Source organism: Sutcliffiella horikoshii (assembly GCF_002157855.1).
Lineage (GTDB): Bacteria > Bacillota > Bacilli > Bacillales > Bacillaceae_I > Sutcliffiella_A > Sutcliffiella_A horikoshii_C.
In genome coordinates, this window is sequence record NZ_CP020880.1 from 4,093,170 (window position 1) to 4,115,078 (window position 21,909).

Sequence of the window (21,909 nt, forward strand, 5' to 3'; positions counted from 1 at the left end):
TCCTATTCATGAAGCTTTCACAATTTCACAGTTTTACTTACAGGAAGTCATGGCAAAACTGTGATATAGTTAGGAAGGATACATACTCAATCTTTTTAAGGAGTGATTGTAATGAGTGAAGCAGCTCAAACATTGGACGGCTGGTATTGCCTCCATGATTTTCGTACGGTAGATTGGGCCCTTTGGAAGACGCTTTCTAGCGAAGAACGCCAAACGGCTATTAATGAATTTCTTGGACTTGTGGAGAAATGGAACACGGTTCAGTTAGAAAAGAACGGAAGTCACGCATTGTACTCCATCGTGGGGCAAAAAGCGGACTTCATGATGATGCTTCTTCGTCCGACGTTAGAAGAATTAAATGAAATCGAAAACGAATTTAATAAAACAACACTGGCTCAATACACAGTCCCAGTACATTCTTACGTGTCGATTGTAGAGCTTAGCAACTACTTACCAGAAGGCGAAGATCCGTATCAAAATCCGCAAATCCTTGCTAGACTATACCCAGAATTGCCAAAAGCAAAGCATGTCTGCTTCTACCCGATGGACAAGCGCCGTAACGGGGAAGACAACTGGTACATGCTGCCGATGGAAGACCGTCGCCGCATGATGCGCAGCCACGGCATGATTGGCCGTCAGTATGCGGGAAAAGTAAAACAGGTCATCACTGGTTCTGTCGGTTTCGACGATTACGAGTGGGGCGTAACATTGTTTGCGGACGAAGCACTTCAGTTCAAGAAGCTTGTATATGAAATGCGCTTTGACGAAGTAAGTGCACGTTTTGGTGAGTTCGGTGCGTTCTATGTAGGAAACCTGTTAAAAGAAGATCGTGTTTATTCTTTCTTGCACGTGTAAAATAAAGATTGGGTTGTTGACGTCAAGTCGCCCGGCTGGTTTTCCAGTTTGGTGGCTTGGCGTTTTTTATTGTGTTTCGGATTTGAAACGACTTGCCCTCTTCTCTGTTACCGAACACCATTGTTTTTCGGGGCTTCGGGCCTTGAGACGCCTTCTCTGTTACCGAACACCATTGTTTTTCGGGGCTTCGGGCTTTGAGACGCCTTCTCTGTTACCGAACACCATTGTTTTTCGGGGCTTCGGGCCTTGAGACGCCTTCTCTGTTACCGAACGCCATTGTTTTCGGGGGTTCAGGCCTTAAGACGCCTTCTCTGTTACCGAACGCCATTGTTTTTCGGGGCTTCGGGCTTTGAGACGCCCTCTCTGTTACCGAACGCCATTGTTTTTCGGGGCTTCGGGCTTTGAGACGTTCTCTCTGTTACCGAACGCCATTGTTTTTCGGGGCTTCGGGCCTTGAGACGCCTTCTCTGTTACCGAACGCCATTGTTTTTCGGGGCTTCGGGCTTTGAGACGCCTTCCTTGTTACCTTCGAATGCAACTATTTCGGACTTTAACTTCCTTATCCAGTCTCCCCTTCCACCCTGTCATATTCCCTCTTCAATTTTCATACAATCAAGTAGTGCGACTTAATCATTTTAATCATTTGAACTTTAGCACCCCTTTTCAGCCTAAGCGAAGTGGGTTTGAGGCATGAAGATGGGAGTTATTTCTCACAACGAAGCAGATAAAAGTTTTTTGAGGAGGGAATGACAGATGAATCAACAGTTTTCTCAGGCAGCAGGTGCCCCTTTTTCTGCGGGGTATGGAGCAGATCCTTACTCATCCTATTACAGAAACTACGGGCAGCAGTGGTATGGCGGCGGTGGAGGTGGAGGTTTCCCGATGCAGCAAATGCAACAGCAACAACCTCAGCAACAGCAAGTTGCAGGGCAGCAATCAGGCATACCATCTTATCCAACTCAATTCCAATCTGGCGGCCAGCAAGGTGGGCAGGATGTTCCAGGCATGCTTCCGCTAGAGCAATCCTATATTGAAAATATTCTTCGCTTAAATCGCGGTAAACTGGCAACTGTGTACATGACATTTGAGAACAACCGGGAATGGAATGCTAAAATATTTAAAGGGATCATCGAAGCAGCAGGACGCGATCACATCATCCTGAGTGACCCGCAAACCGGCAAGCGCTATCTGCTCCTGATGGTTTACCTGGACTACATCACATTCGACGAAGAACTCGACTACGAATACCCATTCAACAGCGGCGGCCAAGGCCTCAGCCAATTCCAACCAAGATAAAAAGCACCATAAGGAAAAAGCTTTAGAACAAATAAAAAAGAGGGGCTGACGATGTTGTGTGTTAACGCATTAACGCACAGCGGGTCAGACCCCTCTTTATCTCTTTATAACTTCACCGCAACGACCTAGTTCTTCTTACCCTTTCACCGCCGCCACAATGATGAGCACCCAGCCGATAAGGAAGGCTACGCCGCCTAGTGGGGTGATGGCTCCGAGTACTTTGATGCCGGAGAGGGTCAGGATGTACAGGCTTCCGGAGAATAGGATGATTCCGATGAGGAAGGACCAGCCTGCTCCGTTCAATAAGCCTGTGCTGCCAAAGCGTTCCATAAGCAACGCGACTACAAAAAGTCCACCTGCATGGAACATTTGATAAGTAACACCGGTTTTCCAAATTTCAATCATTCTCTCGGATACTTTTCCTTCAAGTCCGTGGGCTCCAAATGCCCCGAGAGCCACTGCTAAAAATGCGTTTATTGCTGCAAGGATGATAAATAAATTCATGTCAGTTTTCCGCCTTTCAAAAGATCTGTTATAGTTCTTCAATATAATGAATTATATAGTATTAGCTTCCCCGGACCAAGTGGGATACCTAAGCGCTCACGTTAAATACCTATAAGAACTCTTGCAAGTACACATAATGTTCACTTACTCCCTCCAATCATAAAAATAAAAAACGCTCCCACCGCTTCATCAACCAAAGCAGTAAGAGCATTTCCTCTAAATTATCTAGAATGAAGATAAATTTGGAGAGCCTGTTTGAGCTCCCGTTCTTTCTTTTCCGTTTGTATATGATAATGATCACCATCTATGTTAGACAAAAAGTCATTATATCCATGTGAATGCAAGAATTCATTGACACTTGTGACGTCTTCTCTAGTGGAGAGCAGATTTTTCTGCCCAACAAAGTCACCATTTACATACACTTCGTAACGATCGTGGGAAAGTTTTGTCGACGTGTCGTAATTAGTGCTTACGTACGCCGCCATTAAACCATACATCGATCCGTCTGTACCACCAGGCATGTAAAACACCTCCATTACTTACTGGGGTGTTTATAGTTTTAAGTTACATCGCCGTTTTTAGTATGGTAAGTTGTGGGGAGAAACCCTAAAAGGACAACAAAAACCCCTCTTTAACCCTTTAAATAGTTAAAGAGGGGTCTGACCCCTATTCTTAAAAATCAAACAAAGAGTCCCCATTCGCGTCTTCTTCTTTGATTGGTTTGGATGGTACATTTGTGATGGTTGGTGGTTGGGTTGGCGGCGTGTAGATGGGTGCCGCTTGTTCGAATGATACGGGCGCCCTTTGGATGCTGCGGGCCGTTGAAGCCGCAGCTGGTTGGGAGGATGCCGCCCTCGGCACAGTAAACCCATCCCCTTCCGAATCCGTCTCCAATGCCAGCTCACAGAGTGATTTTATCGCTGCAAGGTGCTCTCGCTTTTTTTGCACATTTCCGGTGTCTATGGCACGCTCCAATTCCGACTCTAAGCGCGCAAGAACCTTATCGATTGTGATGCTCATCCTTCTTCCCTCCTTAAGAAATCAATAGATCCTAGTAATACGGCGAAATCATCAAGTACACGATAACACCCGTCAGGCTGACATATAACCATAACGGCATCGTCCAGCGCGCAATTTTCCTGTGACGTTCCTTATGCATGCTTAAGCCCGTTGCCAAGGAATACAAGGCCAAAGGCACAATCACGACGGCCAACACAATGTGTGTGAGTAAAATAAAGAAATAGATGGACCGGATGATTCCTTCTCCCCCAAATGGAGTCGATTCTGTTAAGGAATGATAGGTCACATATGTAACCAAAAACAAGGTGGTGGATGAAAAGGCAGCCAGAATGAAGCGGCGATGGACCGTTATATTTTTCTTCTTAATGGCAATTAAGGCACACACTAAAAAGACAAATGTAAAACTGTTGAAAATTGCGTTCATCATCGGTAAAAACGTTAAGTCGACATGCGCCAAACCTTCATACTGAGGAAGGAAAAACAGCACCACAACCAGTGCATTTACCGCAATTGAAATCCCGATGATCCATGGAAGATAATTTATTTTTTTCATTGTTGAGCTCCTTTTACACATAATACCCGTTCTGACCCGGTTTTATTGGTGAATCTTTTGCTTCGAACTTTAAACAAGGACTTCCGGAAGAGCGCAGCACGGCAACAGAGGGCAACTGATTCGTTTTAAACCCGAAAGCCCGGCATCCTTTTGGGAACTTGGCATCCCAAGTGACATAGTAATGCTTGCATTTTAAGCAATTAATCCGTTTGGCCATGCTCCCCACCCTTTTCCTTCGAATCCTTCTTGTCCATCCTTCATTCTACCATCTTCCAACTTCCCATCAAATATAAAACCTGCGGAGAAATACCTCCACAGGCTTCATGTTCACGATTTATTCATGTTTATGGATGCAATGTTGGATGCTAAATCTTCGGCGGTCTCTTTTACTGTATCAACGGTGCGCCTCATGTTATTGGAAAGGTCCACTTGGTGATCTGCAGCCTTGACGACTTCTCCCATCTCCTCCGTCAATTCCGATGAAGATGCAACCAAGTCGTTTACAGAATGGACAATCTCATTTACTCCCTGACTGATTTCTTCCATCGTCACCGTGATATGAGTTCCCTGTTCAAGCAATGCCCCGCTATTCGTGGCGATTTCCTGGAACAACTTCGCGGAAGCTTCATTTTTTTCATTAGTTTGCTCGATCGTTTCTTTGAAAAGTTGGAATTCTTTCAGTACTTCGTTAGTATCTTCCTGAATGCGGCCCGTGATGCCGTTAATTTGTTTGGAAAAGAGATCTGTCTGGCCGGATAATTTTCTGATTTCATCTGCCACAACCGCAAATCCTTTGCCAGCCTCCCCTGCCCGTGCCGCTTCAATTGAGGCATTAAGGGCAAGCAAGTTCGTCTGGGTGGTAATTTCCGTGATGCCTTTGAGGAAACTGTTCGCCTCATCAATATCTACTTTTATTTTGGTAAATCGATCTACAATAGTTTCCGTCTCCTTGGAAGATTGGTGCATGTCAGCCACCAATTGCTGCAACGATTGCGCCCCTTTTTTCGAAAGCTTCTCCATTCCTTCGAGGTTTCGTTTCATTTCATCGACAATGCTGTATATCTCTTGCGTGCTGGCAGAAGCCTGCTCGGTAACTGCAGAAATGGCAGCCGTCCCTTCATATTGCATGGACACTTTTTCGGTTACTTGTTCCGACCGCTGTTTGATTCCGGCAGATTCCGCTAAATTTTGTTCTGCTGCCACCAAGAGCTCTTTCATAACAAGCTGCAGGCGTTGATTTGCCCCGAGGCTTCCTTGCATAAGTTGCTCAATATTTTGTCCCATGGTGGTGAGAGACGCCTCGATCTGTCCAAACTCATCTTTTCTAAAAGAAGCATGCTCTGCTTCATATAAGAAGTTCCCTTCCCGGTAAGCATTCACGCGACCAAGAACCTGGTTGACTCCTTTGTTGAATGCCTTTCTGAACGAGAGAAGGGTTAGAATTGGAACCAATACAAGAATCGCCAATGTCACCAAGGTCCAGCTTTCCGTGGATACTACTTTGTCCTGAATGACCTGTCTGTTTTCATCATTAAATGCCTGTAAAAACTGCATGCCACTATCATTTGCACGTTCTATTTGATTTCGTGCTTTCGCAAGGTCTTCAGATGTTGTAATACGAACACGATCCATGTTGGCAGCGTTCGAAACATCGCTAATGATGTCGAATTGTTTTGACAATGTTTCATGTGAAACAACAAAATACTGTTTTAGTTGACCAAATTCCTCATATTCCACAAAATAAGGCTCGAAATCTTGCAGCCTCTTTTCAGTTTTCGTTAAATTTTCTTCGATTTTTTGAACATGTGATTTGGAATACCCGCTTGATACGACGAAATACATATCTGCCAACGTACTTTGATAGGATTGAACCAGCTCAAAATAACTTTCATTGATCTTCGTAATCTCGTCTAACTCATTGACCCCTTTTTGCACCTGCATGCTGTTCACCCAAATAACAAGAGATGCTGCAAGGCCAATACTCCCTATTAATAAAATCAAAACTAAAAGTCTCTTTCTCATACTCCCCACTTTTCTTCTCCCCCCGCAATATACTCATCCATAAATATGAAACCGTTTGCACAAAATGCCATAATTGTTTTCTCTCTTTTATATATTTTCGGCAGATAGCAGCTGGGTCTTTAGCATCATTTCGAAATAATTTTCTCTTTTTATAAAAGGTGAATGATATTTCCTTGTTGATTGGAGTGGAAGGCGCGCAGACGCCCGCGGGAGGAAGGGACAGGTGAGACCCCTGAAGCGTTGTGAGGAGGCTCACGGACCGCCTGCAGGCAAGCGAAGCGCCTGGAACGGAAATCAACGGTAATATATACTTTCTCTTTTAAAAAAGGACGCCAAGAGAGTACTAACACTCCTGCGCGTCCTTCAACTTACATCTTTTCTTTGTTTAGTAAAAGTTGCTTCAGCTCTGCAATCTCATTCGTAATTTTCGCCAACTCTTTCTTGCTGACTTCTATTTTTTCTTCCTTCAATTCTTCTTCCTTTGCTTCCTGGATATTGTTCAAGATCTCCCCGACAATCAGGTTCAAGACGATAAACGTTCCAACCAAAATGAAGGAAACGAAATAGACCCAAGAAAGTGGGCTCTCTGCGAAAATGGGCCGGAAAACGCCGCTTGCCCACGACTCCAATGTGATGACTTGGAACAGTGTTACAAGTGCTAAATGCAGCGATCCAAAATATTCCGGTGAAATGTCTCCATAAAGCAGGACTCCCAATACCGCGTAAACGTAGAAGACAAGAGATAAAAGCAGCATGATGGTCCCAAGGGACGGGATTGTTTTTAGAAAAGCGGTCACAAGGCGGTTCAAGGACGGAACGACCGTAATGGCGCGCAGCACCCTTAGCACACGTAAGATCCGGATAGCCGATATAAAATAAGTACCGCTAAAGAAAAGGACCCCTGCGACAATCACAAAGTCAAAAACATTCCATCTGCTTTTAAAGAAATGGTGAAGTTTCTTCTCTGCGAGCATTCTTAAGATAATTTCAATTGTAAAAAACCATAAGAAAAACACTTCAAAACCATGAATAAGCCCTGCATATTCCGCTCTTAGATCAGGATATGTCTCCAACCCAATTAAGATCGCATTCAAAAGGATGACAAACATGACCGTATTCATAAAAAAGCGGTGTCCTACTATTTGTTGTATCGTTTTTTTAAAATTTTGCATTCGTGCACTTCCTCATTCTATTCTATTTTAAGGTGTTAACCGCCAATCGATCGCTTCTTCACCAATCTCCTCTAAGATGGCATTCACCTTTGTAAAAGGCCTGCTGCCAAAAAATCCTTTTCGCGCAGAAAAAGGGCTCGGGTGCGGGCTTTTCAGGATAAAATGTTGCTCATTCGTGATCAGTGCTTCCTTTTGTTCCGCATGTTTTCCCCAAAGGATGAAAATGACTGGTTTTTGTCGCTCGTTTAACGCTCTGATAACTTCATCGGTAAAAAGCTCCCAGCCCTTCCCTTTGTGAGAATTCGGATTGCTTTCTCTCACTGTTAAAACCGTATTTAATAATAACACACCTTGCTCTGCCCACTCCATTAAAAACCCATGGTTTACAGGCTCCAAACCTTGGTCCTCATAAAGTTCACGGTAAATATTTTTTAGTGAAGGGGGGACACGCACCCCTTTTTGGACAGAAAAACTCATGCCGTGCGCCTGTCCTTTTCCGTGGTAGGGGTCTTGCCCAAGAATGACAACTTTTACATCTTCAAATCTTGTTGCTTGAAATGCTGAGAAGACAGCTTTCTTCTCTGGGTAGACGGTTTTGTTGGCATATTCCTTTTCTAGAAAATCCATCAGATCCTTAAAATACTTTTGGGACGCCTCTTTTTCCAGCAAAGCTTTCCACGTTCCACTTACATTTTCCACTGCTTTACCTCCGTTCATTTCTGTCTTTCTTACTTTATCATATAGATGAATTTATTGGTCTCCGGAGTATTCCGTATGAATGGTTTTGCCCTTATTTTTTCATACTAAGACGAGGCCTATCATTCTGAGAAATCACTTCAGATGTGATATAGTGTTTGATAAGTAAATAAGGCTTAATAAACATTGAAATCCTTCCCAGTAACAGATAAAATAAAATACTTGGGTAGATTATTTTTTCAATGTTTCATACTTATTTTTGAAATTGTTACTTTTTTACATAATTAATCAGCCTAATTAACGGTAATGTTATAACACATATTTTGAAGAATAGTACATAAAGCGAGGTTCTTAAGGTGAGTAAAAAAGAAAATCCGACATCTTTAATTGTCATTTTTGGTGCAACGGGAGATCTAGCAAAACGAAAGCTGTATCCTTCCATCTATCGTCTTTATAAAAATGGTAGCATCTCTAAAAACTTTGCTGTTGTCGGCGTTGCAAGACGTCCGCTCACAAATGAGGAGTTCCGTTCTAATGTGTCTAAATCTGTCAGCAGCGTGGCAAATGGCGACGGAAATGTAGAGGAATTCAGCTCTCACTTTTACTACCATCCATTTGATGTGACAAGTAGCGAATCCTATCAACAACTAAAAGGTTTATTGGGTGACCTGGATTCTGACTATGAAACGAATGGTAATCGAATTTTCTATCTTGCCATGGCTCCTGAGTTCTTCGGCACGATTGCGACGAACCTGAAGTCAGAGGGATTGACAGAAACGGATGGCTGGAAACGTCTTGTTATTGAAAAACCGTTCGGACACAATCTTCCATCTGCAAAAGATTTGAATGCTGAAATTCGTCAAGCATTCGATGAATCTGAAATCTATCGTATTGATCATTATCTTGGAAAAGAAATGGTCCAAAATATTGAAGTAATCCGTTTTGCCAACGCTCTTTTCGAACCGCTCTGGAACAACCGCTACATCTCCAACATCCAAATCACCTCTAGTGAAGTGCTTGGAGTCGAGGACCGCGGGCGTTACTACGAGAACTCTGGTGCCTTGCGAGACATGGTGCAAAACCATATGCTTCAGATGGTCGCGCTTCTTGCGATGGAGCCGCCAATCAAGCTGAATCCAGAAGAGATTCGCAGTGAAAAAGTGAAAGTGCTTCGTGCGATGAGAAAGATTGAGCAAGATGATGTCGAGGACTATTTTGTACGCGGTCAATACGGCGCCGGCTTTGTCGACGGTGACCAGGTACAAGGCTATCGTGAGGGAAATTCGGTGGACCCTAACTCCAATACGGAAACATATGTGGCAGGGAAACTGTTGATTGATAATTTCCGCTGGGCAGGTGTTCCGATCTATATCCGAACCGGAAAAAGAATGAGTGAAAAGTCCACGAAGATTATCGTCCAATTCAAGGATATTCCGATGAATTTATATTATAATCGCGGGGAAAAGGTCGATCCTAACCTTCTTGTCATCAACATTCAACCGGAAGAAGGCATCACCTTGCATTTAAATGCGAAAAAATCGGGTAAGGATGTAACAACGACTCCTATCAAACTTGATTACACGAACAACTGCATCGATGGAATTAACACGCCTGAAGCTTATGAGCGTTTGATTTATGATGCGATGCGCGGCGATATGACGAACTTCACTCACTGGGATGAAGTGGCTCTTTCTTGGAGCTTTATCGATGAGATTTCCAAAGCGTGGGAAAACACGAGAGCATTCGACTTCCCTAACTACGAATCAGGTTCCATGGGTCCAAAGCAGGCAGACGGATTATTGGAAAAAGACGGCTTCCACTGGTGGCCATTGTAAGTACTTGAACACGGTGCTTGAAAATAGAAGGGAGACTTTAACACATGAAAGTTTACGATGTATCATCCCCGATTTACACGGGAATGCCAGTATATAAAAACAAACCGGAAAAGCAACCAACACAAACGACCAACACAAACGGTTATGTAACCGAAACCCGCCTGGAGCTGGACGTCCACACAGGAACACACGTGGATGCCCCGCTTCACATGGTGGTAGATGGAGAGACAATTGAAACCTTGCCATTGGACAAGCTTGTTGGTCCTTGTAAAGTGGTTGACTTGACTGGCGTTGAGGACCGCATTACGGTGAAGGATATTGAAGGACTCAACATTCAAAAGGACGATTTCCTGTTATTTAAAACGAAAAACTCTTTTGATGAAGAGTTCAACTTTGACTTTGTGTTTGTAGCGGAAGACGCTGCGGCATACTTGGCTGAAATCGGCGTAAGCGGCGTTGGTGTCGATGCACTAGGCATCGAGCGCAGCCAAGAAGGCCACCCGACACATAAAACGCTTTTCGCAAATGGTGTAATCATCATTGAAGGCTTACGTTTGAAGGATATCGCAGAAGGCGAGTACATCATGTGTGCAGCGCCATTGAAGCTAAGCGGTGTGGATGCATCACCAGCACGTATAGTATTGATGGATATGAAGTAAGATTTGAGTAGATTGGCCACTCTGTCCCGGGGAATTTGGGGGCAGGGTGGTTTTTTGTGTGGATTTGGGGGGATTTGGGGTGTGCATGCCATGTGAACAGGGGACTATTTTCGGGATATCAATAATTATGGGATTATATCGAGAAATTTCGGGATATATCAAGAATTTTTGAGATATATCAAGAAAAAACGGGTGGATATCGAGAAAAAAACAAATATATCAAGAATTGCTGGTTAAATTAGGAAACTACACTCCCACGACTCCCCCACCATACAAAAAAACCAACCCACAGCCCCCGCACTAAGCGACAACCATAGATTGGTCCAAATTTCATCTATATCTTACTTCATCCACTCCGTATGGAAGATCCCTTCCTTGTCCACACGTTGATACGTATGAGCACCGAAGTAGTCGCGCTGCGCTTGGATCAAGTTTGCAGGCAACGTCTCAGAACGGTAGCTGTCATAGTAAGCTAATGCGCTTGAGAATGATGGTACAGGTACGCCGTGCTGGATCGCAACGCCAAGGATTTCGCGAAGGCCGCCTTGGTAGCTTTCCACGATTTCTTTGAAGTATGGGTCAAGCAATAGGTTTGCAAGACCAGCTTCACGGTCGTATGCTTCTTTAATTTTTTGCAAGAATTGGGCACGGATGATGCAACCGCCGCGGAAAATCATGGCGATCTCGCCGTATTTCAGATCCCAACCGTACTCTTCAGATGCTGCACGCAATTGTGCAAATCCTTGAGCGTAAGAGCAGATTTTGCTCATATAAAGTGCTTTCCGCACGCTCTCGATGAATGCTTCTTTGTCTCCCGTAAAGCCAACCGCATCTGGTCCGCGAAGAATTCCGCTTGCTTTTACGCGCTCTTCTTTCATCGCAGAGATGAAACGTGCGAATACAGATTCTGTGATAATTGGAAGTGGAACGCCCAAGTCTAATGCGCTCTTGCTTGTCCATTTACCAGTACCTTTTTGTCCAGCTGTATCAAGGATAACATCTACAAGTGGCTTGCCTGTTTCGTCGTCCACTTTTGTGAAGATGTCTGCTGTGATTTCGATCAGGTAGCTGTCCAGCTCGCCTTTATTCCACTCAGAGAACACTTCGTGAAGCTCTTGAGCAGAAAGACCAAGTACATTCTTCAACAAGAAATACGCTTCACTAATAAGTTGCATGTCGCCGTACTCGATTCCGTTATGCACCATTTTCACATAGTGTCCGGCACCGTCTGGACCGATGTATGTGCAACAAGCGTCGCCTTCTACTTTTGCAGAAATGCTTTTCAAGATGTCTTCTACAAGTTCATAAGCTTCTCTCTGACCACCAGGCATGATGGAAGGTCCTTTTAGTGCTCCCTCTTCCCCACCTGAAACACCTGTCCCGATAAAGTTTAAGCCAAGTTCGCCAAGTTCCTTGTTACGACGGATTGTATCTGTGTAAAGCGTGTTTCCTCCGTCAATCAGGATGTCACCTTTATCAAGATAAGGTTTTAATGAGTCGATTGTTGCATCCGTAGGGTTGCCTGCTTTTACCATCAGTAAAATTTTGCGAGGGGATTCTAGTGATTGAACGAATTCTTCAATGCTGTATGTACCTTTGAAGTTTCTTCCTTCTGTTTCTTGAAGAAATTCTTCTGTTTTTTCCGGGGAACGGTTGAAAACGGAAACAGAATAACCTCTGCTCTCAATGTTCATTGCCAGGTTTTTTCCCATAACCGCTAAACCGATAACGCCGATTTGTTGCTTTGCCATAATATAAAAACTTCCCTTCTTCAAGGTAATTTATTTCGCGATAGTCCGCATTGAAAATACCATATTAAGCCCAGTCAAATCAAGCTTTAAACCTATTATAACCTAACTTCGACAAGTGAAGCGTTTACATGCAATAAACTTATTCTTTTCCGTTTTCCCCCATCACATACCGTTGTGCCCAAGCTTTCAAAAAATTAGTTCGAACTGCGAGCGTCGCCACCATCATGGCATCAAAAATTTTCCCTTTATCTTCTACAGAAAATCCATCTTCTGCTCTCAAAAATTGTTCGATTTCCTGCTTAATAATGCTTTCCGTCAATAGATCTGTCTTTTGCATCAATTGCTCATACAAACAAGCATATCCTTGATAAAATTTTAAAGGACTGATGATATCATCGGCCCGCTCCACAGGATTATTGAAAATAGAGCCAAGCACCTTCCTGATCGCTTCAAAATCAAGTAGAACTTTAAGGTCTTTGACAATAAAAAGCAAGGCGGCCTGCTGAACGGAATATTTCCGACCGACTTGAGGGGCACCTATGTATTCTTTTATTTCACGTTTGACCCAGTTTTTCAAAGCCGGCTCTGTATAATGGGCGCTTTCCAGCTGATTGCCGAGCCAAACGATATTGGACATCGTTAAACCGACTTCTTCTTTTTCTTTTTTAAAAGAAATATTTTGGAAACTTTTCGGCATGTCCTGCCTCTTTTCAACAGATAGCGTTCCTTGTTCCATCTTAGCAAGAAACTCCGCTAACTCCATCCGGGTCCACTCTTTTCCCATACCTAAACACACCCTCTTCTTCCGACATTCCTGCATTTATAGTAAAATGGTCAGCCGGTTTCGTCAAATAATGTCAGACACTTTCGTTGAAAAGTTAGACCATTCCATCTATAATAGAGACACGAGAGATAGAGGTTCAAAAGACCTCAAAACATTCAGGAGGAGAAACATGGCAAAACGTATATTCTTTTTTATCCTTACGAACGTACTTGTTTTAACAACGATTTCAATCATCTTTATGGTGACTGGTGCTGGAAACTATATTGAAGATGGCGGAATAAATTTCGGAGCACTTCTAGTATTTAGTGCCATTGTCGGTTTCACAGGTTCCTTCATTTCCTTATTGATGTCCCGTTGGATGGCGAAGAAAATGATGAATGTGAAGGTCATCGATCCAGATGGTCCGATGAATTCACAAGAGCGTCAAATTGTTGAAATGGTTCACCGCATGTCCCGTGCTGCTGGCATCACAAAAATGCCGGAAGTTGGAATTTACTACTCCCCAGAGGTTAACGCATTTGCTACAGGTCCTTCCAAGAACCGTTCTTTAGTAGCTGTTTCTTCTGGTCTATTAGATGAAATGGACGAAGCCGCTGTTGAAGGTGTTATCGCCCATGAGGTTGCCCATATCGCCAATGGTGACATGGTAACCATGACATTACTACAAGGTGTTGTGAATACATTCGTTGTATTCTTGGCTCGTATCGCAGCTTTCATCGCGTCCCGTTTTGTAAAAGAAGAAATGGCACCGATTGTACATTTCATTGCCATCATCGTATTCCAAATCGCATTCTCGATTCTTGGAAGCATCGTCGTATTTGCCTTCTCCCGTTACCGTGAGTTCCACGCTGACCGTGGAGGCGCAGACCTTGCAGGTAAAGACAAAATGGTGCATGCATTGCGTTCTCTTCAGGCTTACACAAACCGTGTGACAGAAGAGAAAGATACTGCGATTGCATCTCTTAAAATTAACGGGAAGAGAAAGAGTTCTTTATTCTCTACTCACCCTGATTTAAATGAGCGTATCCGTCGTTTAGAAGCGAAATAAGCAATAAAAAGAGGCAGCCGGTTGGTTGCCTCTTTTTATTGCTTCCGTAAAGCCGTTGATCTCCGTTCCAGACGCTTCGCTTTCCATGGGCGGTCCGGGAGCCTCCTCAGGCTACGCCTTCCGGGGTCTCCCCTGTCCCTTCCTCCCATAGGAGTCTTCGCGCCTTCCACTACGATCAACTGGGATTTTCTTTAACACTATTTATTATCCTACTATTATGTTGCGCTTCTTAGTCCTCTTGAAATCAATGTTAACAAGAATACGAAGATAGCGGCACCGATAATTGCTGGGATGATGGCAAAGTCAGCAATGACAGGTCCTACAGAACCGAATAATCCGTGACCAATCCAAGCTCCCACTAAGCCTGCAAGCATAGCTCCTAAGATTCCCCCAGGCATACCACCCGGTGCGATGGCACTTCCGATCATTCCAATAACGATTGCTATAATAAGAGTAATTAATAATCCTAACATAATGTTTTCCTCCTCTAACTTTTATTAGTTCAACTTGTTATTGTGTATATTTCCGTCCAAAGAACTTTTTAAACTTCCCTATTCCAAATTCTCGCTAGTCCTTCCTTTTTCTGTGCTATTATTAAATCAGAATACATGGTTTACGAGAGGAGCAATCACCATGCCAGATATCCAGGATTCCATCATCATTTCCAAACCCGTGGAAGAGGTATTTTCTTATGCGGCCAATATGGACAACTCTTCTAAAATAATGCAAAATGTTGTGGCTATTGAGAAGTTAACAGATGGACCAGTCCAGGTTGGTACCAAGTTTAAAGAAACCCGTGAAATTCGCGGGCGTCAAGCATCTTCTATCATTGAATTTATTGAATTCTTACCGAATGAGCGTTATGTGGTACAGAGTGAAGCAAATGGGCTGAAGGTTATTTACCATTATGACTTCAAGCCAACAGTGGATGGCGGAACGAAGGTTCACTTTCAAGGGGACATCCATACTTCCGGCATCGTCATGAAGCTCACCAAGCCTATTATCCGAAAGATCTTGAAAAAAGAAGACGGCGATCACCTCTCCCAATTAAAGAGATTGTTAGAAGGAACCGCCGAAGAAGAAGAAACGGAAACAAAAGAGTAATCGGGCGGTATACGACCCGGTTTTTTCTTTGAGCGGAGGTAGCACTTTTTGAAGAAAATATTTATTCCCATCCTAATGAGCATCGTAATTTTCACCATCTTCTTTCCCATCACAACTACTCTCACTACCTACTTGCATCCTGTTGTGATGGTCGTGCTCTTTTTTTGCTTGCTAGTTGTGAACCTAGCCATCTATTTATTTGTAACGAAACAGCAAGTCTTGATTAGAAAATCTCTTCTAATTGTCGCCTTTATTCTTTACACCCTTTCCCTGCTGGTTCTCCTTTTCATGAGACCAAGCGAGCCTGCCTATGATAACAGTAATCTAGTTCCTTTAAAAACCATTTCCATGTACCTCTCGGGCAATGCGGATTGGTTTGTTTCTTTCTATAATTTGGCTGCTAATGTAGGGTTGTTTGTCCCATTTGGCGTTTTACTGGCATTTTTGACTAGTAATATATTAATTAGAGCTTTCCTTCCCTTTGCACTAATCTCTTGCATCGAAATTACTCAATTGCTTACCAATAGAGGCAGCCTGGATATTGACGATCTGATTCTAAATGTATTGGGGTTTTATATCGGGTATGCGTTGGTTCCTATAGTGAGGAAGATAGTAAAAATAAAGTGAATGAAGTAACCTTGTTGATTGAAGTGGAAGGCGCTCCGAGGAGGCTCACGGACCGCCCGCAGGCAAGCGAAGCGCCTGGAACGGAACAACGGTACTATATGCTTTCTTCTCTTTTAAATAAGCAGCTCCGTTAACGATAACGAGGCTGCTTTCTATTTTTATAAAATTACTTTTTCGCAAATCCCTGCTTTTCCACAAACCCCTTCATATGCATACGCTTCGGTTCTTTCAGCATACCTGCCATCTGACTCGTCCATGTGTCGGAACGCTTTCCTTGGGTACGCTCATGATAGTAGCCTGAAATCTCTCGATTGTAGTCTTCCAATTGCGCTTTAAAAACCTGTTCATCCTGTTGATATTCCTCTTCATGGTACACGTTCTCCATCGGCAAACGCGGTTTCACACCTGTATCTTGAGCGGGATAGCCTACCGTAAGGCCGAATAAAGGAATCGTATTGGCCGGCATCTTCAAGAGCTCTGCCACTTCTTCAATATTCGTACGAAGTCCCCCGATATAACAGATGCCAAGGCCCATAGACTCTGCAGCAACAGAAGCATTCTGTGCGGCAAGCGATGCATCAATGACTGCCACCATGAATTTTTCCGTACTCTCAATGGAAGATGTGACATCTGTTCCTTCCATTTCACCAATTAGTGCATGGCGGTGGAAATCCGCGCAGAACACGAAGAAATGCCCGTTATCCTCTACATAGGATTGATTTCCGGAAAGTTCAGCCAACCGTTTTTTCTTGGCCTTATCTTTTACACCTATAATGGAATAGGCTTGAATAAAGCTTGACGTGGAAGCTGCCTGAGCGCTTTTTACGATTGTTTTTATCTGTTCCTCTGATAAGCTTTTATCTTCAAATTTTCGTACGGAGCGATGCGAAAGTATGGTTTCAATAGTCTGATTCACGATGTTCCCTCCTGTGGTCTTTTTTTTATTGTACACATGGAGGTTATTCTTTTTCCACTTTGACCGCTCTGTTTATTTTTGACCGGGACTTAGCCCATCCATTAAGAAGGAAATAGCCTCTTCTAATTCTTGATTAAAATCCTGTTTTTGATCAAGAAATCGTTGAGTAAATATTGTTCCGGCAATAGTTGATATTGTAAAGCGGATAATTGTTTCAGGAGGAAGCTTTTTCAACTCTCCTTTATCTTGAAAATGCACCACTACTTTTGTAAAGTTTGGCAGGATAACGTCTTTGAAGAGGTTGAAATATGGCTTTTGAAACTCTTCATGGAACGCGACTTCCTGGATGAAAATTTTCAAAATCGGGAAATTCTGTTTAATAAATTCATAGCGATTGTATGCCAGTTTTCTTAGGAACTCCTCGTAGCTGTCATACTCACCCTCCAATACTTCCTTGGAGAAGGATTTCACGAAATGCGGTGCGACAAACTTCGCAACCGTTGGAGAAACGATGGAAAGGAGCAATTCCTTCTTCGTTTTGTAATGTCTGAATATGGTCCCCTCTGCCACTCCGGCCTTTTTTGCTATTTCATTGGTGGAAGTAGCCGCATACCCTTTCTCTGCAAAAGTATCAATGGCTGCCTCCAGTATTTTACGGTGTTTTTCGCTCATTTTTTTCTCTTCTTGATTGCCCATGCTTGCTCCTTTCCGTATGAAGCCTTAGGTCGGTCTGTATTTTTTCAAAGCTTTAATGTTTAATACGATAAATAAAAGAGAGAATCCAAATAGCAATAGAATATAGCTGAAAATCTCTTCTATTCCTTTCCCTCTAATCATGATATCCTTCATTGCTTCTCCTGCATAGGTTAAAGGCATCACTAAACTTACTTTTTGGAGCCAGGAAGGCATAGCTTCAATCGAAAACAAGCCAGAAAAGAACACTTGTGGAACGACAACCAGGGGAATGAATTGAATCATTTGTAACTCATTTCTTGCATATGCAGACAACAAGGTTCCTAGTGTCAACGCTGTGATCGCGACTGTAAAGGTAACAAATAGGATGGATAGGATATTTCCTGCCATTTGAATATCTAGAATGTAAATAGTAAAAAAGACAATGATGCTAGACTGGATGAGCGTAAATATTCCAAAACCCGCTACATACCCCATTACAAGCTCCCACCTTTTGATTGGTGTGGCCATCAGCCTTTCTAAAGTTCCACTGGTCCGTTCGCGAAGAAAGGATACTCCCGCAATCAAAAAGACAAAAAAGAAAACGAAGAAGACGATAAGAAACGGACCGATATTATCAAACATCTCCATTGACTCTGATCCATATGCATACTCTACTTCATATGGTAGTTCCTTGTTTTCGACAGGCTGGCTAAACTTCTGCAGCTTGAGCAGGATCGCTTTATTCACAGACGGATCGCTTCCCTCTAACACTATTTTTTCCTGTGTAAGAAGCGCATGGATTTCCGACTGAGTTATTCTTTCCCAGCCCTCCTCTTCACTGTCGACTACTATTAATTGCATATTTTCATCTTCCATATGTTGCACGAGTGATTGAACCTCTTCCACCACTCCAATTTCAATATTTGGTTCCTGGTCTGTGAACACCACATTCATTAAAGCCAAAATGAGCATTGGTGCAATAATCATAAGGCCTAGTGTTCTTTTATCTCGGAAAAACTGACGTAAAATTCGTATGATCACAGCAGTTACTCTCATACGGTCGCACCCCCAAAAGTCAAAAATGCATCTTCCATGCTAGTTGTGCCTGTCTTTCTTTGCAGATCTTCTGTACTTCCTACCGCTAGCAGTTTCCCCTCTCTTATCATTGCTAGGCGATCACATTTTTCTGCTTCATCCATTACATGTGTAGTAACAATTACGGTGGTTCCTGATTGACTGAGTGCCTTAAGTTCCTGCCAAATAGATTTCCTAAGGAGAGGATCAATACCTACAGTGGGTTCATCTAAAATAAGAATCTCCGGGTTGTGAATTAGTGATATGGCAAGTGAAAGTCTACGTTTCATCCCCCCTGAGAATTGCTGCACAGGTTTATGGAGATGCTCACTGAGGTTCACAAGCTCCATCACTTCATGGATTCGCTTCTTCCTATCGATTCTATTTAATTTATAAAGAGATGAAAAAAATTGGAGGTTCTCCAGGGCAGTCAAATCTTGGTACAGAGCATCTGACTGCGCCATATACCCAATTTTCTCAGAGAGTGATAAAGTAGGCATCTTACGTGTAAGCACCTCTACCTCCCCATTATTAATAGGCTGAAGGCCAGCGATTGCTTTCACAAGCGTTGTTTTCCCTGCTCCTGATGGACCTAAAAAACCAAAGACTTCTCCTTTATTAATAGATAAATTGATATCTTTCAACACTTCTTGCTTTCCAAAAGAAATAGATAGATTAGATACTTTGCAAACTTCATTGTTCATGGATTTACCCCTCCCTAAAAGTGAGTGATTACTCACTTTTTATTACAACATACTGGAAGTACAAACTTTCTGTCAAGGAAAATCGGAAAAAGGACTACCCCAAAAAAAGAAGGAATATATCTATAAGTAGAGAAATGTAAAGGAGGGATGGGATTAAATTTCGACAAAAAACTTATTGGGGGGATATGCGTGATTTCATTTTTTAATCGTTTAATGCAACGTTATTTACCGGATCCATTCTTATTCGTTATTATCTTAACGCTTGTGGTATTCGGGCTTGGACTTATTTTTACTGACAGCAGTCCTGCCGATATGGTACAGCATTGGGGCGGCGGCTTCTGGGGATTGCTAGCCTTCTCTATGCAAATGGTACTTGTTTTGGTAACAGGACATGTATTGGCAAGTAGCCCCATTTTCAAAAGGTTTCTTGGTGCGTTGGCTTCCACAGCTAAAACTCCTGGAAGTGCCATCATTATAGTTACTGTTGTCTCCATTATCGCTAGCTGGATCAACTGGGGCTTCGGATTGGTTATTGGGGCTTTGTTTGCAAAAGAGCTTGCAAAAAGGGTTGAAAATGTGGATTATAGGCTTTTAATTGCAAGCGCTTACAGCGGATTCATTGTTTGGCATGGTGGGTTCTCTGGTTCCATTCCACTTACCATTGCGACAGAAGGTCATTTTGCCGAAGATATGATTGGCGTCATTTCCACCGATCAGACCATCTTTGCACCATTTAACCTTATCATTCTTGCTGCACTTTTTGTGACTTTACCAATATTAAACCGTTTGATGATGCCTTCAAAGGATGAAACGATTACAGTCGATCCTGCGGTATTGGAAGATGCATCAAGTCTGCAGGCAGCCACGGTAGAAACGTCAGCTATGACACCTGCTGAGCGTCTTGAAAATAGCTGGGTTCTCTCACTGATAGTATCTGTTCTCGGACTAGTATTCTTGTTTTACTATTTTGCTGGAAACGGATTTAAATTGAATTTGGATATTGTCAATTTCCTATTCCTGTTCTTAGGAATTCTGTTCCACTGGCGTCCGAAATACTTTCTTGAGGCGGTTACCAATGCTGTCAAGGGAGCAAGCGGCATTATCATCCAATTCCCTTTCTACGCGGGAATTATGGGAATGATGACCTTGTCCGGTCTTGCTGCAGTCATGTCAGAAGCATTCGTTAACATATCGAATGAACATACCTTTCATTTCTTCGCTTTCCTTAGTGCCGGAATTGTGAACTTCTTTGTTCCATCTGGTGGCGGACAATGGGCGGTTCAAGCCCCTGTCATGTTAGATGCAGCGCAAACTATGGATGTTTCCGTCGCAAGAACCGCCCTTGCAGTCGCTTGGGGAGATGCATGGACGAATCTGATCCAACCGTTCTGGGCATTGCCGGCTCTTGCAATCGCTGGCTTAAAGGCGAAAGACATCATGGGCTTTTGTGTGATTGTTCTGTTCGTCAGCGGAACCATTATTTCGTTGGCTTTCCTGCTTCTTTAAAAGACCGGGTACGTGCCGGGCATCAAAATACCCTCTACACCTAGCTTACTGGTGCGGAGGGTATTTTTCTGGGAGTTTTGTGATTTTCATGATGTAAAGATATAGGACGAGTGTGATCGTTTGTATATAAAAATAGAATGGAAAAGAAAAGATGAACACATACCCCTTTTTATAGTGAAACACACCAAGATATGCCGCGATCCCTTCTGTGAACATAGCAATGATGGACCACATAACGATATATAACATATTAAAATAGCCTTTGATTTTGAGGTAGCTGTGCAAGTAGAAAAACAGGTAACCATATGGGCCATACTGGATATAAGAAAGAAAATCAAACAGCTCAAAATAAGAACTGTCGTTAACATCGTAAAAATCAAACGGCGGAATGCTGATGGTGTGATCAAAAACGATGCCGCTGTTGACCCCAATTATGATAAAAAGCATAGATAACGGTAAGGGAAATCTTTTTGGCAAAAAGAAAATAAGTGCATAGCCGGCAAGCAAGGATGCAATGATAAACCATTCATTGGAGTTAAAATAAAAATCATAATTAATAGTCGGTGTAGGTTCCATTTTTACGTGTTCACCATCCCTTCTTTCACTAGTAAACGACGGTAAATTGCGGAAACACCTAAAGCGAGCAGGAGGTAACATGCAGCTACAACAAACGATATAAGAAATGACCACATATGGTAGTTAATAATAGAAAAATGGATGGCAAGCGCCTCGCTTAACAAAATAACGATAGTCGTAAACAAGCCCCCGATTAGTTTTACTCCTTTTGACTTCATAAACACACCATTTACAAAAATAAGCAATATCAAGGGGAAAATTATATTCCGCTGCAGCCAAAAAGAGAGAAACAAATGCGGTTCCTTGCTATACATAATGAGACTTAAATTCATACTGATCATCGTCAGTACGCATTTATTGATAAAAAGGAAAAACAGGAAGAGCATAAGGTTCTCTATAAAAAGTAGACGCTTCTTTTGGAAGAAAAAATAGGTCCCAATAAACCAGGTGAGGATGAGGTAGATCACTAATTCCATTGTTGGCGCCTCCTTTATTATATTCAGGACCTTTTGCCTAGTGGAAAAGCAAAAAA

Annotated in this window: 25 protein-coding genes; 9 read left to right on the forward strand and 16 right to left on the reverse strand. The window is 42.8% G+C overall.

What is annotated here, in order from left to right:
* Positions 1–111 precede the first annotated feature (111 nt).
* The gene (gene hemQ, locus B4U37_RS20695; RefSeq protein ID WP_088019805.1) at positions 112–855 is read left to right on the forward strand and encodes a hydrogen peroxide-dependent heme synthase; all 744 of its coding nucleotides are present in this window, start codon (positions 112–114) and stop codon (positions 853–855) included.
* Positions 856–1,608: 753 nt separating this feature from the next.
* The gene (gene gerQ, locus B4U37_RS20700; protein WP_088019806.1) at positions 1,609–2,151 is read left to right on the forward strand and encodes a spore coat protein GerQ; all 543 of its coding nucleotides are present in this window, start codon (positions 1,609–1,611) and stop codon (positions 2,149–2,151) included.
* Between the two features lie 135 nt (positions 2,152–2,286).
* Here gerQ and B4U37_RS20705 read toward each other — a convergent pair whose 3' ends face one another.
* The 7 genes from B4U37_RS20705 to B4U37_RS20740 all read right to left on the reverse strand — a co-directional run bounded on the left by B4U37_RS20705 (position 2,287) and on the right by B4U37_RS20740 (position 8,121).
* The gene (locus B4U37_RS20705) at positions 2,287–2,655 is read right to left on the reverse strand and encodes a DUF423 domain-containing protein (RefSeq protein WP_088019808.1); all 369 of its coding nucleotides are present in this window, start codon (positions 2,653–2,655) and stop codon (positions 2,287–2,289) included.
* 221 nt (positions 2,656–2,876) lie between these two features.
* Positions 2,877–3,176, reverse strand: a complete 300-nt coding sequence (locus B4U37_RS20710; protein WP_088019810.1) for a hypothetical protein — start codon at positions 3,174–3,176, stop codon at positions 2,877–2,879.
* 151 nt (positions 3,177–3,327) lie between these two features.
* Positions 3,328–3,675 carry a YwdI family protein gene (locus tag B4U37_RS20715; RefSeq protein WP_088019812.1) on the reverse strand — a complete coding sequence of 116 codons (348 nt, stop codon included), beginning with the start codon at positions 3,673–3,675 and terminating at the stop codon, positions 3,328–3,330.
* Between the two features lie 31 nt (positions 3,676–3,706).
* Entirely contained in the window at positions 3,707–4,228 is a 522-nt protein-coding gene (locus B4U37_RS20720; RefSeq protein ID WP_088019814.1) for a DUF420 domain-containing protein, read from the reverse strand.
* 327 nt (positions 4,229–4,555) lie between these two features.
* Positions 4,556–6,250 (reverse strand): methyl-accepting chemotaxis protein, encoded by a 1,695-nt coding sequence (locus B4U37_RS20730; RefSeq protein WP_157663867.1) that lies wholly within the window; start codon positions 6,248–6,250, stop codon positions 4,556–4,558.
* Between the two features lie 368 nt (positions 6,251–6,618).
* Complete coding sequence (locus B4U37_RS20735) at positions 6,619–7,422, reverse strand: ion transporter (RefSeq protein ID WP_088019819.1); 804 nt, start codon at positions 7,420–7,422, stop codon at positions 6,619–6,621.
* 27 nt (positions 7,423–7,449) lie between these two features.
* Positions 7,450–8,121 (reverse strand): uracil-DNA glycosylase, encoded by a 672-nt coding sequence (locus B4U37_RS20740; protein ID WP_425329166.1) that lies wholly within the window; start codon positions 8,119–8,121, stop codon positions 7,450–7,452.
* 353 nt (positions 8,122–8,474) lie between these two features.
* Here B4U37_RS20740 and zwf point away from each other — a divergent pair, with 353 nt between their 5' ends.
* A complete protein-coding gene (gene zwf / locus B4U37_RS20745; RefSeq protein WP_088019823.1) occupies positions 8,475–9,953 on the forward strand; it encodes a glucose-6-phosphate dehydrogenase in 1,479 nt (492 codons plus the stop codon).
* Positions 9,954–9,997: 44 nt separating this feature from the next.
* Entirely contained in the window at positions 9,998–10,612 is a 615-nt protein-coding gene (locus B4U37_RS20750) for a cyclase family protein (protein WP_088019824.1), read from the forward strand.
* A 341-nt stretch (positions 10,613–10,953) separates the two neighbouring features.
* Here the strand turns inward: B4U37_RS20750 and gndA are convergent, their stop codons facing one another.
* Both gndA and B4U37_RS20760 read right to left on the reverse strand, forming a co-directional pair.
* Positions 10,954–12,363 (reverse strand): NADP-dependent phosphogluconate dehydrogenase, encoded by a 1,410-nt coding sequence (gndA, locus tag B4U37_RS20755; protein ID WP_088019825.1) that lies wholly within the window; start codon positions 12,361–12,363, stop codon positions 10,954–10,956.
* A 139-nt stretch (positions 12,364–12,502) separates the two neighbouring features.
* Positions 12,503–13,147 (reverse strand): DUF1836 domain-containing protein, encoded by a 645-nt coding sequence (locus B4U37_RS20760; RefSeq protein WP_148965267.1) that lies wholly within the window; start codon positions 13,145–13,147, stop codon positions 12,503–12,505.
* A gap of 169 nt (positions 13,148–13,316) precedes the next feature.
* Between B4U37_RS20760 and htpX the strand changes: the two genes are divergently transcribed.
* Entirely contained in the window at positions 13,317–14,195 is an 879-nt protein-coding gene (gene htpX / locus B4U37_RS20765; protein ID WP_088019828.1) for a protease HtpX, read from the forward strand.
* Positions 14,196–14,410: 215 nt separating this feature from the next.
* Here htpX and B4U37_RS20770 read toward each other — a convergent pair whose 3' ends face one another.
* Entirely contained in the window at positions 14,411–14,668 is a 258-nt protein-coding gene (locus tag B4U37_RS20770; protein ID WP_010197550.1) for a GlsB/YeaQ/YmgE family stress response membrane protein, read from the reverse strand.
* Positions 14,669–14,828: 160 nt separating this feature from the next.
* Here B4U37_RS20770 and B4U37_RS20775 point away from each other — a divergent pair, with 160 nt between their 5' ends.
* Genes B4U37_RS20775 through B4U37_RS22135 form a run of 3 tightly spaced genes read left to right on the forward strand, consistent with a single transcriptional unit; the run spans position 14,829 to position 16,060 of the window.
* A complete protein-coding gene (locus B4U37_RS20775; RefSeq protein WP_088019830.1) occupies positions 14,829–15,299 on the forward strand; it encodes an SRPBCC family protein in 471 nt (156 codons plus the stop codon).
* Positions 15,300–15,347: 48 nt separating this feature from the next.
* Positions 15,348–15,926: a VanZ family protein gene (locus B4U37_RS20780; RefSeq protein WP_088019831.1), complete on the forward strand. Its 579-nt coding sequence runs from the start codon at positions 15,348–15,350 to the stop codon at positions 15,924–15,926.
* Positions 15,923–16,060, forward strand: a complete 138-nt coding sequence (locus B4U37_RS22135; protein ID WP_157663868.1) for a hypothetical protein — start codon at positions 15,923–15,925, stop codon at positions 16,058–16,060. Before B4U37_RS20780 ends, B4U37_RS22135 begins: the two co-directional genes overlap by 4 nt.
* A 32-nt stretch (positions 16,061–16,092) precedes the next feature.
* On the opposite strand, the gene nfsA is transcribed toward B4U37_RS22135, so the two are convergent.
* The 4 genes from nfsA to ccmA form a co-directional block, all read right to left on the reverse strand.
* Complete coding sequence (gene nfsA, locus B4U37_RS20785) at positions 16,093–16,842, reverse strand: oxygen-insensitive NADPH nitroreductase (protein WP_088019833.1); 750 nt, start codon at positions 16,840–16,842, stop codon at positions 16,093–16,095.
* Positions 16,843–16,914: 72 nt separating this feature from the next.
* The gene (locus tag B4U37_RS20790; RefSeq protein WP_088019835.1) at positions 16,915–17,538 is read right to left on the reverse strand and encodes a TetR/AcrR family transcriptional regulator; all 624 of its coding nucleotides are present in this window, start codon (positions 17,536–17,538) and stop codon (positions 16,915–16,917) included.
* Positions 17,539–17,562: 24 nt separating this feature from the next.
* On the reverse strand, positions 17,563–18,573 hold the full coding sequence (locus tag B4U37_RS20795) for an ABC transporter permease (RefSeq protein ID WP_088019837.1): 1,011 nt from the start codon (positions 18,571–18,573) through the stop codon (positions 17,563–17,565).
* Complete coding sequence (ccmA, locus tag B4U37_RS20800; protein ID WP_088019838.1) at positions 18,570–19,295, reverse strand: heme ABC exporter ATP-binding protein CcmA; 726 nt, start codon at positions 19,293–19,295, stop codon at positions 18,570–18,572. The genes B4U37_RS20795 and ccmA overlap by 4 nt, the downstream gene beginning before the upstream one ends.
* Positions 19,296–19,508: 213 nt before the next feature.
* On the opposite strand from ccmA, the gene B4U37_RS20805 reads away from it, so the two are divergent.
* Positions 19,509–20,801: a short-chain fatty acid transporter gene (locus B4U37_RS20805; RefSeq protein WP_245840021.1), complete on the forward strand. Its 1,293-nt coding sequence runs from the start codon at positions 19,509–19,511 to the stop codon at positions 20,799–20,801.
* Between the two features lie 45 nt (positions 20,802–20,846).
* Here B4U37_RS20805 and B4U37_RS20810 read toward each other — a convergent pair whose 3' ends face one another.
* The gene (locus B4U37_RS20810) at positions 20,847–21,377 is read right to left on the reverse strand and encodes a hypothetical protein (protein WP_088019842.1); all 531 of its coding nucleotides are present in this window, start codon (positions 21,375–21,377) and stop codon (positions 20,847–20,849) included.
* 2 nt (positions 21,378–21,379) lie between these two features.
* On the reverse strand, positions 21,380–21,853 hold the full coding sequence (locus B4U37_RS20815) for a hypothetical protein (RefSeq protein WP_088019844.1): 474 nt from the start codon (positions 21,851–21,853) through the stop codon (positions 21,380–21,382).
* Positions 21,854–21,909: the final 56 nt, after the last annotated feature.